Source organism: Ruegeria sp. K11 (assembly GCF_056531905.1).
In genome coordinates, this window is sequence record NZ_JBQFMP010000002.1 from 17,335 (window position 1) to 30,776 (window position 13,442).

At 59.1% G+C, this 13,442-nt stretch carries 14 protein-coding genes; all 14 read left to right on the forward strand.

What is annotated here, in order from left to right; genetic code table 11:
* Positions 1-41 precede the first annotated feature (41 nt).
* The 14 genes from rplO to ACR0K4_RS02910 all read left to right on the forward strand — a co-directional run bounded on the left by rplO (position 42) and on the right by ACR0K4_RS02910 (position 13,441).
* Positions 42-515 carry a 50S ribosomal protein L15 gene (rplO, locus tag ACR0K4_RS02845; protein WP_480852727.1) on the forward strand — a complete coding sequence of 158 codons (474 nt, stop codon included), beginning with the start codon at positions 42-44 and terminating at the stop codon, positions 513-515.
* 109 nt (positions 516-624) lie between these two features.
* Positions 625-1,989, forward strand: coding sequence for a preprotein translocase subunit SecY (gene secY / locus ACR0K4_RS02850; RefSeq protein WP_480532620.1), 1,365 nt, complete (start codon positions 625-627; stop codon positions 1,987-1,989).
* Positions 1,986-2,630, forward strand: a complete 645-nt coding sequence (locus ACR0K4_RS02855) for an adenylate kinase (RefSeq protein ID WP_480852728.1) — start codon at positions 1,986-1,988, stop codon at positions 2,628-2,630. Before secY ends, ACR0K4_RS02855 begins: the two co-directional genes overlap by 4 nt.
* A gap of 413 nt (positions 2,631-3,043) precedes the next feature.
* Positions 3,044-3,412: a 30S ribosomal protein S13 gene (rpsM, locus tag ACR0K4_RS02860; protein WP_008757392.1), complete on the forward strand. Its 369-nt coding sequence runs from the start codon at positions 3,044-3,046 to the stop codon at positions 3,410-3,412.
* Between the two features lie 15 nt (positions 3,413-3,427).
* On the forward strand, positions 3,428-3,817 hold the full coding sequence (rpsK, locus tag ACR0K4_RS02865) for a 30S ribosomal protein S11 (RefSeq protein ID WP_008757289.1): 390 nt from the start codon (positions 3,428-3,430) through the stop codon (positions 3,815-3,817).
* Positions 3,818-3,932: 115 nt separating this feature from the next.
* A complete protein-coding gene (locus ACR0K4_RS02870; protein ID WP_480521635.1) occupies positions 3,933-4,949 on the forward strand; it encodes a DNA-directed RNA polymerase subunit alpha in 1,017 nt (338 codons plus the stop codon).
* A gap of 118 nt (positions 4,950-5,067) precedes the next feature.
* Positions 5,068-5,487 (forward strand): 50S ribosomal protein L17, encoded by a 420-nt coding sequence (rplQ, locus tag ACR0K4_RS02875; protein ID WP_480521634.1) that lies wholly within the window; start codon positions 5,068-5,070, stop codon positions 5,485-5,487.
* A 131-nt stretch (positions 5,488-5,618) separates the two neighbouring features.
* Positions 5,619-7,004 carry a trypsin-like peptidase domain-containing protein gene (locus ACR0K4_RS02880; RefSeq protein ID WP_480852729.1) on the forward strand — a complete coding sequence of 462 codons (1,386 nt, stop codon included), beginning with the start codon at positions 5,619-5,621 and terminating at the stop codon, positions 7,002-7,004.
* A gap of 3 nt (positions 7,005-7,007) precedes the next feature.
* A complete protein-coding gene (locus tag ACR0K4_RS02885; protein ID WP_480852730.1) occupies positions 7,008-8,321 on the forward strand; it encodes a replication-associated recombination protein A in 1,314 nt (437 codons plus the stop codon).
* Positions 8,322-8,430: 109 nt separating this feature from the next.
* Positions 8,431-9,474 carry an RluA family pseudouridine synthase gene (locus ACR0K4_RS02890; RefSeq protein WP_480521631.1) on the forward strand — a complete coding sequence of 348 codons (1,044 nt, stop codon included), beginning with the start codon at positions 8,431-8,433 and terminating at the stop codon, positions 9,472-9,474.
* Positions 9,471-10,142: an HAD-IA family hydrolase gene (locus ACR0K4_RS02895; RefSeq protein WP_480852731.1), complete on the forward strand. Its 672-nt coding sequence runs from the start codon at positions 9,471-9,473 to the stop codon at positions 10,140-10,142. The genes ACR0K4_RS02890 and ACR0K4_RS02895 overlap by 4 nt, the downstream gene beginning before the upstream one ends.
* A gap of 4 nt (positions 10,143-10,146) precedes the next feature.
* Entirely contained in the window at positions 10,147-10,854 is a 708-nt protein-coding gene (locus ACR0K4_RS02900) for an ATP12 family chaperone protein (protein WP_480852732.1), read from the forward strand.
* Positions 10,855-11,062: 208 nt separating this feature from the next.
* On the forward strand, positions 11,063-12,082 hold the full coding sequence (locus ACR0K4_RS02905) for an amino acid ABC transporter substrate-binding protein (RefSeq protein ID WP_480521628.1): 1,020 nt from the start codon (positions 11,063-11,065) through the stop codon (positions 12,080-12,082).
* Positions 12,083-12,208: 126 nt separating this feature from the next.
* The gene (locus tag ACR0K4_RS02910) at positions 12,209-13,441 is read left to right on the forward strand and encodes an amino acid ABC transporter permease (protein ID WP_480852733.1); all 1,233 of its coding nucleotides are present in this window, start codon (positions 12,209-12,211) and stop codon (positions 13,439-13,441) included.
* Position 13,442: the final 1 nt, after the last annotated feature.

A 13,442-nucleotide genomic window follows, 5' to 3' on the forward strand; every position in this document is an offset into this window, starting at 1 on the left:
CCATCACGCTTCGGGGTCATTTCCGGCGAAGGAGAAGCGATATGAAACTGCACGAATTGCGCGACAATCCTGGCGCAGCACCGAAACGCACCCGCGTTGGCCGCGGTCCGGGTTCCGGCAAAGGTAAAATGGGTGGCCGTGGTATCAAAGGCCAGAAATCCCGTTCGGGTGTGGCCATCAATGGCTATGAAGGCGGCCAGATGCCGCTGTACCAGCGCCTGCCCAAGCGTGGCTTCAACAAGCCGAACCGCAAGGCATTCGCCGTTATCAACCTCGGTCTGATCCAGAAATTCGTCGACGCTGGCAAGCTGGACGCCAACGCTGCGATCACCGAGGATGCACTGGTTGCCTCCGGTCTGGTGCGTCGCAAGCTGGACGGTGTCCGCGTACTGGCCAAGGGCGAAATCAGCGCCAAAGTGAACCTGGAAGTGACCGGTGCTTCGAAAGCTGCTGTTGAGGCAGTCGAAAAAGCGGGCGGTTCGCTGACGGTCACAAAAGCTGCTGCGGCAGAGTAAGCGCTTGTGAGCGGGCTCCGACCCGCTTACATAGACCTCAGAGTTTTCCAAGACGCCGCCCGAGCCGGAAAACGGTTCCGGGCGGTGTTTGCATAAGAGAGACCGATTTATGGTATCAGCAGCAGAACAAATGGCAGCCAACACAAGCTGGGCTGCCCTTGGTAAAGCCACCGATCTGCGCAACCGCATCCTGTTCACGCTGGCCTTGCTGATCGTCTATCGTCTGGGCACCTTCATTCCGGTGCCGGGCATTGACGGGCAGGCCCTGCGCGAGTTCATGGAACAAGCGGGGCAGGGCATCGGCGGCATGGTTTCGATGTTCACCGGCGGGGCGCTGGGGCGGATGGGTATCTTTGCCCTTGGTATCATGCCCTACATCTCGGCCTCGATCATCGTGCAGCTGCTGACCTCGATGGTTCCCGCGCTCGAACAGCTCAAGAAAGAGGGCGAGCAGGGGCGCAAGAAGATCAACCAATACACCCGTTTCGGCACCGTGGCCTTGGCGACCGTACAGGCCTATGGTCTGGCTGTGTCGCTGGAATCGGGCGATCTGGCCACCGATCCGGGCCTGTTCTTCCGCATGTCGACCATGATCACGCTGGTTGGTGGCACCATGTTCCTGATGTGGCTGGGTGAGCAGATCACCGCGCGCGGCATCGGCAACGGTATCTCTCTGATCATCTTCGTCGGCATCATCGCCGAGGTTCCGGCGGCGCTGGCGCAGTTCTTCGCCTCTGGCCGTTCCGGTGCGATCAGCCCCGCCGTGATCGTGGGTGTGATCATCATGGTCATCGCCGTGATCACCTTCGTGGTGTTCATGGAACGGGCCCTGCGCAAGATCCATATCCAGTACCCGCGCCGTCAGGCCGGTATGAAAGTCTATGAAGGCGGCTCCAGCCACTTGCCGGTCAAGGTCAACCCCGCGGGCGTTATCCCGGCGATCTTTGCCAGCTCGCTGCTGTTGCTGCCGGTGACGATCTCGACCTTCTCGTCGGGCGCGACCAATGGCCCGATCATGTCGTGGCTGCTGGCCAACTTTGGCCCCGGACAGCCGCTCTACCTGCTGTTCTTCGCCTCGATGATCGTGTTCTTTGCGTATTTCTACACGTTCAATGTCTCGTTCAAACCGGACGATGTGGCGGACAACCTGAAAAAGCAGAACGGTTTTGTGCCGGGTATCCGTCCGGGCAAGAAAACCGCCGAATATCTGGAATACGTGGTCAACCGCGTGCTGGTTCTGGGTTCTGCCTATCTGGCCGCCGTCTGCCTGCTGCCGGAAATTCTGCGCGGCCAGTTCGCCATCCCGTTCTATTTCGGCGGCACCTCGGTTCTGATTATCGTCTCGGTGACCATGGACACGATCCAACAGGTCCAAAGTCACTTGCTGGCGCATCAATATGAGGGGCTGATCGAAAAGTCCCAGCTGCGCGGCAAAAGCAAGAAACGCGGCAGAAAGGCACCGACCCGTCGATGAACATCATTCTTCTCGGCCCCCCGGGGGCAGGCAAAGGTACGCAGGCGCGGCATCTGGTTGACACCCGCGGCATGGTGCAGCTCAGCACCGGAGATATGCTGCGCGCCGCCAAGACCAGCGGCACCGAGATGGGCAACCGCGTGGCCGAGGTGATGGCAAAGGGGCAACTGGTCACGGATGAAATCGTGATCGGCCTGATCGAAGAGAAGCTGACCTCGGAAACCGGCGCGGGCTTCATCTTTGACGGTTTCCCCCGCACGCTGGCACAGGCCGATGCGCTGGCCGCCCTGCTGACCAAGCTGGGCCAGTCCCTGCATACGGTGATCGAGATGCGGGTGGATGACGACGCACTGGTCGACCGGATCACCGCGCGGTCGACCTGCGGCGGCTGTGGTGAGGTCTATAACGACAACACCAAGCCTATCCCGGCCGATGGCAAATGCACCAATTGCGGCAAGGAAAATGACTTTGTCCGTCGCGCCGACGACAACGAAGACAGCCTGCGCACGCGGTTGATGGAATACTACAAGAAGACCTCGCCGCTGATTGGATACTACTACGCCAAGGGTGATCTGCGCCCGGTGAACGGGCTGGCGGATATCAAAGAGGTCACAGCGTCGATCGAGGCGGTTCTTGGCTAAACGTCAGGTATTTTGTGTTCTGGAATGACTACAACAAAGCTTCTGCTGCGTTCTTGGCTGGGCTTGTTGCCGGCCTTGTCGGCGGACTGTTGTTGGGCGGTTTCGCCGTGATGAGCATGGATAGCCTTAATGCTCACATGGACTTTTGCAACGACCAAACCAGCAAGCACTTCATCTTCGATCAATACGTCAGAGAGAAGGTTTGCTGGCCAGATTGAATATGGGCTTGACGGCGTTGCCAAAAGCCCATATCGACCCCCATCCCTAAAGGGAATCAAGACCGCGTGCGGGATTCGTCCCAACCGCCCCGACCACCTCGAATAATGCTGGACCCTCTGGCCACACTGCCACGGTCAAGCGTTGTGAAAAAAGGTTCTGGAGTTACGGAACCGCAACGAAAAGGAAAGTGACACGTGGCACGTATTGCCGGCGTAAACATCCCGACTGCAAAGCGGGTACCAATCGCCCTCACATATATCACCGGTATCGGCAACACCTCGGCCAAAGCGATCTGCGAAGCCGTGGGCATTGAAGCGCACCGTCGCGTCAACGAACTGTCCGACGCCGAAGTTCTGGCCATCCGTGAACACATCGACGCGAACTTCACCGTTGAAGGTGATCTGCGTCGTGAAGTTCAGATGAACGTCAAGCGTCTGATGGACCTGGGCTGCTATCGCGGTCTGCGTCACCGCCGCAACCTGCCGGTTCGCGGTCAGCGCACCCACACCAATGCTCGTACCCGCAAAGGCCCCGCAAAGGCCATCGCTGGTAAGAAGAAATAAGGGAGGGTCTGACCGATGGCACGTGACAAGACTCGCGTTAAGCGCAAAGAGCGCAAGAACATCGCATCGGGCGTTGCCCATGTGAATTCGACCTTCAACAACACCAAGATCCTGATCTCGGACGTACAGGGCAACGCCATCTCGTGGTCGTCTGCCGGTACCATGGGCTTCAAGGGTTCGCGGAAGTCGACGCCTTATGCGGCTCAGATGGCTGCAGAAGACGCAGGCAAGAAGGCGCAGGAACATGGCGTCAAGACGCTGGAAGTCGAAGTTCAGGGCCCCGGTTCGGGTCGTGAATCGGCTCTGCGCGCGCTGGCTGCCGTGGGCTTCAACATCACGTCGATCCGCGACGTGACCCCGATCGCTCACAACGGCTGCCGCCCGCCGAAGCGCCGCCGCGTCTAAGCGATTTCGAATTTGGCTGGGGCCCGTGTTTTTGCACGGCCCCAGCACGTCATTTTGAACCTCGGGCGTCTGCACCTTGTTGGTCATGGGGCGCGGACAGGAATGGAGGGATTACATGATCCACAAGAATTGGGCAGAATTGATCAAGCCGACCCAACTGGACGGCAAGCCGGGCAACGATCCGGCACGTCAGGCAACCCTGGTCGCTGAACCGCTGGAGCGTGGCTTTGGTCTGACCCTGGGCAACGCCCTGCGTCGCGTTCTGATGAGCAGCCTGCAAGGCGCGGCCATCACCAGTGTTCAGATCGACAACGTGCTGCACGAGTTCTCGTCCGTCGCGGGCGTGCGTGAAGACGTCACCGACATCATCCTGAACCTCAAGGGCGTGTCGCTGCGCATGGAAGTCGAAGGCCCCAAGCGCCTGTCGATCAATGCCAAAGGTCCCGCAGTTGTCACCGCTGGCGACATCAGCGAAAGCGCCGGTATCGAGGTTCTGAACCGCGATCACGTCATCTGTCACCTGGACGATGGCGCCGACCTGTTCATGGAACTGACCGTCAACACTGGCAAAGGCTACGTTTCGGCTGAAAAGAACAAGCCCGAAGACGCGCCCATCGGCCTGATCCCGATCGACGCGATCTATTCGCCGGTCAAAAAGGTTGCCTATGACGTTCAGCCGACCCGTGAAGGTCAGGTTCTGGACTATGACAAGCTGACCCTGAAAATCGACACCGACGGTTCGATCACGCCCGAGGATGCGCTGGCCTATGCCGCGCGTATCCTGCAGGACCAGCTGTCGATCTTCGTCAACTTTGACGAGCCGGAATCGGCTGGCCGTCAGGACGAGGATGACGGTCTGGAGTTCAACCCGCTGCTGCTGAAGAAAGTCGACGAGCTGGAACTGTCGGTCCGTTCGGCAAACTGCCTGAAGAACGACAACATCGTTTATATCGGCGATCTGATCCAGAAGACCGAAGCCGAGATGCTGCGCACCCCGAACTTCGGCCGCAAGTCGCTGAACGAGATCAAAGAAGTGCTGTCCGGTATGGGTCTGCACCTCGGCATGGACGTCGAGGATTGGCCGCCCGACAACATCGAAGATCTGGCGAAGAAATTCGAAGACGCGTTCTAAACGCGTCTTCCTCAATGCCCGGGCTGCCGGGGAATACACGGGCGATGATGCCCCAAGGAGAGCCGGTGACACGCATCGCCGGCCAGACAAAGCAAAAACGCAAGATAGGAATTGAACAATGCGTCACGCACGTGGTTATCGCCGCCTGAACCGTACTCATGAGCACCGCAAGGCGCTCTTTGCGAACATGGCTGGCTCGCTCATCGAACATGAGCAGATCAAGACAACTCTGCCCAAGGCAAAAGAACTGCGCCCGATCATCGAGAAGCTGGTCACTCTGGGCAAGCGCGGCGACCTACATGCCCGCCGTCAGGCCGCAGCACAGCTGAAAGAAGACAAAGACGTCGCCAAGCTGTTCGAAGTTCTGGGCCCCCGCTACGCCGAGCGTCAGGGCGGTTACGTCCGCATCCTGAAAGCCGGTTTCCGCTATGGTGACATGGCCCCGATGGCGATCATCGAATTCGTGGATCGGGACGCCGACGCCAAAGGCGCAGCCGACAAGGCCCGCGTTGCTGCCGAAGAGGCTGCAGAAGAATAAGATCAGGGACAGTGCTGATCAGAAACCTCCGTTCGGGCAACCGGGCGGAGGTTTTCTTTTGGCGCATCGCCTGCTTGCAATCGGGTGGCGCGGCCCGCATATCTGGGCTGATCCAAATCCCCGGAGCCCCCATGATACGCGCCTTTCTGACCCTGATTTTTTTCGCAATTGCGACCCAAGGCAGCGCCCAGACGCGAGTGCCGCAGTCGCAAGCCGAAATCAGCCTCGGCTTCGCCCCGGTGGTCAAACAGGCCTCGCCTGCCGTGGTGAATATCTATGCCAAGATCGTGCGCGAGGGGCGGGCTAATCCGCTGTTTTCAGACCCGTTCTTTCAGGATTTCTTTGGTCGAGGGTTTAACGAACCGCGAAAGCGCGTGCAAAACTCGTTGGGGTCGGGGGTGATCCTTTCGGCAGATGGCTATGTGGTTTCGAATTATCATGTGGTCGGTACGGCCACCGAAATCCGTGTGGTGACGACGGACCGGCGCGAATACTCGGCACAGGTGGTGCTAGGGGACAAGGAAAGCGATATTGCGATCCTGCGGCTGGAAGAGGCCGAAGACCTGCCGTTTCTGACGCTGCGCGACTCGGATCATGTTGAAGTGGGCGAACTGGCGCTGGCCATCGGCAACCCGTTTGGCGTGGGCCAAACCGTGTCGTCGGGCATCATTTCAGGGCTGGCGCGCACTGGGACAGCGACCGGCAACGCGCGCGGGTATTTCATTCAGACGGACGCGGCGATCAATCCGGGAAATTCGGGCGGTGCTCTGATCGATGTGAACGGTGATCTGATCGGGATCAACACCTCGATCCTGACACGTTCGGGCGGGTCAAACGGAATCGGGTTTGCCATCCCGGCCAATCTGGTGGCCGAGTTTCTGCGGCAGGCGCAGGCGGGCAATGACAGTTTCATCAGCCCCTGGGCCGGTATGTCCGGCCAACACATGAGCGCGGATATCGCGGAGTCCCTTGGGCTTGTCTTCCCCATGGGGGTCGTGATCTCCAACCTGCATCCGCTCAGCCCTTTGACAGCGGCGGGTCTGCGGGTCGGAGACGTGGTGACGCATGTGGATGGGGATGAGGTGAATTCGCCCGCCGAGATGAAATTCCGAATGTCCATCGCGGGCGTTGGCGGGACCTCGGTCCTGACCCGGTTGCGCGGAGATGACAGCGCGGATGTCGATGTGGCGCTGATCAGGGCTCCGGACACGCCCGCTGCGGATGAGACGATTTTGGATGACCGTACCGTAATGCCGGGGTTGGCTGTATCGCGGATCAATCCTGCGGTGATCCTGAAGCTGCAGCTGTCCTTGTCGCAGACCGGTGTCGTTGTGGTGGATACCGGGCGCTATGGCGGTCGATCCGGGTTACGTGTCGGCGATGTTGTCAGCCGCATCAATGGGGCCGAGATCAGCGATCCTGCGGATGTGGTCGACGCCCTGACAAACCCGGGGCGCAGTCTTCAGTTTGACCTGCAACGCAAAGGTCGGCCTGTATCATTGCGGTTCAGGTTGTAACCCTTGGCGGACCTGTTCGATACCGGCGCATCCCAGCCAGCCGCTGCACCGCACCGTCCCCTGGCGGATCGGCTACGGCCGCAAGCGCTGTCCGAGGTGATCGGGCAGGCACAGGTTCTGGGACCGGATGCACCTTTGGGCGTCATGCTGACCTCGGGCAGCTTGTCGAGCCTGATTTTCTGGGGGCCGCCGGGGGTGGGAAAGACGACCATCGCGCGTCTTCTGGCGCAAGAGACGGACCTGCATTTCGTCCAGATCAGCGCGATTTTTACTGGTGTTCCCGATCTGAAGAAGGTATTCGAGGCGGCGAAAATCCGGCGTCAGAACGGGCAGGGGACTCTGCTGTTCGTGGATGAGATACACCGCTTCAACAAGGCGCAGCAGGACGGGTTCCTGCCTCATATGGAGGATGGCACCATCCTTCTGGTGGGGGCCACCACGGAAAACCCTTCGTTCGAGTTGAACGCGGCTCTGCTCAGCCGGTCGCAGGTGCTGGTGCTGGAACGGCTCAGCCTTGATGACCTGGAGCGCCTGACCCAACGCGCTGAGACAGAGCTTGAGCAGACTCTGCATTTGACGACAGCAGCACGTGAGGCCCTGCAGGAGATGGCGGATGGTGACGGGCGCGCTCTGCTTAACCTGATCGAACAGGTGGCGGCCTGGTCCGTCAAAGACCCGCTGGGCCCGGACGACCTGTCGACACGTCTGATGCGACGCGCCGCAAAATACGACAAGTCGGGTGAGGAGCATTACAACCTGATCTCGGCGCTGCATAAATCGGTGCGGGGATCTGACCCGGATGCGGCGCTTTACTGGTTTGCGCGGATGCTAACCGGCGGGGAAGACCCGCGCTTTCTGGCGCGCCGCCTGACCCGCATGGCGGTCGAAGATATCGGCTTGGCGGACCCGCAGGCGCAGGCGATTTGCCTGCAGGGTTGGGAAACCTACGAACGGTTGGGATCGCCCGAGGGCGAACTGGCGCTGGCGCAGGCGGTTGTGTATCTGGCATTGGCTCCGAAATCGAACGGTGCCTATGTGGGGTATAAAGCGGCGATGAAGCTGGCCAAGCAGTCGGGCAGCGAACCCCCGCCCAAGCATATCCTGAACGCCCCGACATCGCTGATGAAAGATCAGGGATATGGCGCAGGCTATGCTTATGATCATGACGCTGAAGATGGGTTTTCCGGTCAGAATTATTTTCCCGATGGGATGAAACGGCCCGATCTTTATCAGCCGGTGGAACGTGGGTTCGAGCGTGAGTTGAAAAAGCGGCTGGAGTATTTTGCCAAACTTCGCGCGCAGCGAAACCGGCAGTAAGGTCGGCTTGACTCTTGCAGTTGGGCACGCCACAGACGCGCATGTTTTCAAAGGCACTTACTCGGACGCGATGCGCAGGGTCCACCTGTGTGGCGCGGAGGATATCGATATGAGCGGCGTACAGATGATCACCGTGGCAGACGGGGACGGAGACCAGCGGGTGGACCGCTGGCTGCGCCGTCTGTTCCCGCATGTCAGCCAGGGCCGTATCGAAAAGATGTGCCGAAAGGGTGAATTGCGGGTGGATGGCGGCCGGGTGAAAGCCGCGACCCGGCTTGAGGCCGGTCAGGTTGTGCGGGTGCCCCCTTTGCCCAATGCCGATCACAAACCCGCAGAGATGACACGTCGCGTCTCGGATGCGGATGCGAAGATGATCCGGTCCTGCGTGATCTATCGCGATGACCACGTTCTGGCGCTGAACAAACCGCATGGCCTGCCGGTTCAGGGCGGCAGCGGCCAGACGCGCCATGTGGACGGATTGTCCGACGCTTTGCGGTTCGGGTACGAGGAAAATCCGCGTCTGGTGCATCGCCTCGACAAGGATACATCTGGTGTTCTGCTGATGGCCCGCACGCGCGAGGCCGCCAAGGGCCTGACCGCAGCTTTCCGGCACCGGGACACGCGCAAGATTTACTGGGCATTGGTCGCGGGCGTCCCGACCCCTTATCTGGGCGAGATCAAGACCGGTCTGGTCAAAGCCAGTGGTCACGGCAAGCAGGGCGAGGGCGAAAAGATGATCGCCCTGCACCTGAACGAGATCGATGAGACGCCGGGAGCCAAGCGGGCACATACGCTCTATGCCACGCTGTACCGTGTTGCAGGTCGTGCCGCCTGGGTCGCGATGGAGCCGATCACTGGCCGGACGCATCAGTTGCGGGCACATATGGCCGCGATCGGGCATCCGATTGTGGGCGACGGCAAATATGGCGGTTCGGGGCAAGAGAACCTTGGCGACGGCTGGGGCGCGCAATTGGGCGGCATCATCAGTAAAAAGCTGCACCTGCATGCGCGTCAGGCTTCGTTCCAGCACCCAGTGACGCGCAAGACAATCACAGTCACCGCACCTCTGCCCGATCATATGAAACACAGCTGGGACACGTTTGGCTGGACGGAAGATCTGGCCACAGATGACCCGTTCGAGGCTCTGCAATGAGCGCACCCCTGCGTCTGGTGCTGTTCGATGTTGACGGCACTCTGGTCGACAGCCAGGGCAGCATTGTCGCGGCAATGACGGCCGGTTTCGACGCGCTTTCCCTGCCGGTGCCCGACCGCAAGGCCATTTTGTCCATCGTTGGATTGTCTCTGCCCAAGGCCATATCGCAGCTTGCGCCCGAACGGTCTGAGGCGGATCAGTCCAGACTGGTCGAGGCATACAAACAGGCCTACCACGCCCAACGTCTGCAGGACGGGGTTGCCAGCACTCCGCTTTATCCCGGCGCGCGTCAGACGATTGAAGCGCTGCATGCCATACCCGAGGTGCTGTTGGGCGTGGCCACCGGCAAATCGCAGCGCGGGCTGGATGCGCTGATTGAAGGTCATGGGCTGGAGCGATATTTCATCACCCGTCAGGTCGCTGATCATCATCCGTCGAAGCCGCATCCATCGATGATTGAAGCAGCGCGCAACGAAACCGGCGTGGATGCTGCGCAAACCGCCATGATCGGCGATACCCGGTTTGACATGGAGATGGCAGCCGCCGCCGGTGTGGCGGGAATCGGCGTGACCTGGGGGTATCATCCGCGTTCAGCATTGGACGCGGCGACGACCATTATCGAATCTTTTGATCAGCTGCACGGCGCGCTTGGCGACATCTGGACCTGAACATATGAGTGAATGGAAACCGAAACGATTTTGGACTGAAAGCACCGTTGTTGAAACCGATGGGGGCTATACCGTCGCACTGGACGGTCGTCTGGTAAAAACACCGGCCAAGGCGGATCTGATTGTCCCAAGCCGGACCATGGCACAGGAAATTGCCGCCGAATGGGACGCACAACAAGAGGTGGTTGATCCAGTTGTGATGCCCTTCACGCGTTCGGCCAATGCCGCAATCGACAAGGTGCGTCATCAGCACGCCGAGGTTGCGGATATGCTGGCCGACTATGGAGATTCGGATTTATTGTGCTATCGCGCAACGCATCCACAGGAGTTGCAGCAACGGCAGGCTGACCAATGGGACCCGGCTTTGGAATGGGCGGCCGAGGAGCTGTCGGCGCGTTTGCTGCCTGTTGCAGGTGTTTTGCACCAGCCACAACCAAAGGCAGCGCTGGCTTTGCTCAGAAAACGGGTTCATGCGCTCAACGATTTCCAGATGGCCGCCTTTCACGATCTGGTCAGCTTGTCTGGATCTTTGATCCTGGGATTTGCCGCCGCCCAAAACTGGCGCACAGCCGACGAAATCTGGCGCATTTCCAGATTGGACGAACTTTGGCAGATTGAACAATGGGGCCATGACGACGATGCCCACGCTGCCGCCGAGGTCAAACACGCAGCGTTTCTGCACGCCAAACGATTCTTTGACATCTCGGTTTGAGCCTTACTTACGGCTTTTTCAAAACTTGGCACGGTGATCTGCCAGCAGACTCATCGTTTTCGCTGATCCGGCCCTTGACGTTTGTTTATGAATGCGACCAAACTCAAGCCCACTAAAGGGGAGACACCTTTGGGGTAACCTTTCCGGTGCCAAAGGTGCCGGACAGAACCGCCTCTGGACAGGGGTGGACAATCAGGAAGAGGTAAAAATGAAAAAATCCGTAATCTTGGGCGTGGCAACGATTGCTGGCCTGGCTGCTGGCGCGGCTGCGGCGGGGACTGTTGACGATGTCAAAGCACGCGGCAAGCTGAACTGCGGTGTGACCACTGGTCTGGTCGGCTTTGCTGCACCCGACGCCAATGGCGAATGGCAAGGCTTTGATGTCTCGCTGTGCCGCGCTGTTGCAGCTGCCGTTCTGGGCGACGCAAACGCAGTTGAATTTGTACCGACCACCGGTAAGACCCGCTTTACCGCGCTTGCATCCGGCGAAATCGACATGCTGGCCCGCAACACCACCTGGACCTTCAGCCGCGACGTCGACCTAAAGTTCGAATTCACCGGTATCAACTACTATGATGGTCAGGGTTTCCTGGCACCTAAGGCCTTGGGTGTAAGCTCGGCCAAGGAACTGGACGGGGCAACCGTCTGTGTTCAGACCGGTACCACAACCGAGCTGAACCTGGCGGATTTCTTCCGTTCGAACAACATCAGCTACGAGCCGGTTCCGGTGGAAACCAATGCCGAAGGGCAGCAGCAGTATCTGGCCGGTGCCTGTGACGTTTACACCACCGACGCGTCCGGTCTGGCCGCGACCCGCGCTACCTTCGAGAACCCGGGCGATCACGTCATTCTGCCCGAAATCATCTCGAAAGAGCCGCTGGGCCCGCTGGTTCGTCACGGCGACCATGAATGGGGTGATGTTGTCCGCTGGACTCTGAACGCACTTGTTGCGGCAGAAGAGCTGGGCGTAACATCGGTGAACCTGGAAGAAATGTCCGGAAACGCTGATGCCAATCCTGAGATCAAGCGTCTTTTGGGTGCTGAAGGCACGCTGGGCGAAATGCTGGGCCTGGATGCCGACTGGGCCGCGCGTGCGATCGCCGCGGATGGCAACTATGGTGAAATCTTCGCGAAGAACATCGGTGAAGAGACCCCGATTGGTCTTGCGCGCGGTCTGAACGCGCAATGGACCGATGGCGGTCTTCTGTACGCACCGCCGTTCCGCTAAGACATCCAAAGAAGAGGGCGCGGCTTACCCCGCGCCCTCTTTCTCATCATAATGCTGCGGATAGCTCATGAGCGGGGAAAACCTCGCCGGTAACGAAGCGTCCGAAAAGCACGGGGATTCCAAAATATGTCAACTATGACTGACCCACCGAAAGCTGACTTTCGGTTGTCTATGCTCATAAACGACACCCGCTATCGTTCACTGACATTCCAAGTGATTGCGGCCGTCGTTATTGCGCTTTCCATCTGGTATCTTGGCAACAACCTGATCCAGAACCTCAGAGCCGCCGGTCTTAACATTTCCTATACCTTTCTGGGTGATCCCGCCGGGTACGATATCAACCAGGTTCTGATTGACTACGACAGCCAGTCGTCGCATGCGCGCGCTGCTGTGGTTGGGCTTCTGAATACTCTGCTGGTGGCGTTTCTCGCTTGCATCACCGCCACGTTTTTCGGAGTGATCGCGGGCGTATTGCGTCTGTCGAACAACTGGCTCGTTTCAAAACTGATGTCGGTGTATGTCGAGATTTTCCGGAATATTCCGGTACTGATCTGGATCATTATCATTTTCACCATCATGACGGCAGTGATGCCGGGTCCGCGCGATTTCCGGGGTGACAATCCGACGTCAAGCATGGTTCTGGACCTTTTCGCTTTCACCAACCGTGGTGTGTATATTCCGCGACCGGACTTCGCCAACGGGTTCTTCAGCTCGACCTTCCTGAACTGGATCGTGGTTCTTGCAGTGCTTGTCGGGTCTTGGTTCGTCTCGAAAGAAATCGAAAAACGAGCCACGCAGAAGCAAGAGGCAACGGGTGAACGTCCGAAAACCATGTTGCCCAAATTGGCTGTTTGGCTGGGCCCCCTTGTCATCGTGATGTTCCTGATGGGGCTGACTTGGAATATTCCCGAACTGAAAGGCTTTAACTTCAGCGGCGGGATCAAGGTCGGCGGCCCGCTGATTGCACTATGGTTTGCGTTGTCGATCTATACCGGCGCGTTTATCGCGGAAAACGTGCGGGCAGGTATTCAGGCGATCAGCAAAGGTCAGACCGAGGCTGCTGCTGCGCTGGGTCTTCGTCCCGGTCGGATCATGAACCTTGTGATCCTGCCTCAGGCCCTGCGGGTGATCATCCCGCCGCTGATTTCACAGTATCTGAACATCACCAAGAACTCGTCTCTGGCGATTGCGGTGGGCTATGCTGACATCACTGCGACCCTGGGTGGTATCACGCTGAACCAGACCGGTCGCGCGATCGAATGTGTTCTGTTGCTGATGCTGTTTTATCTGACAGCCTCGCTGCTGATCTCGATGGTGATGAACGTCTATAACGCGTCCGTCAAGTTGAAGGAGCGCTGAG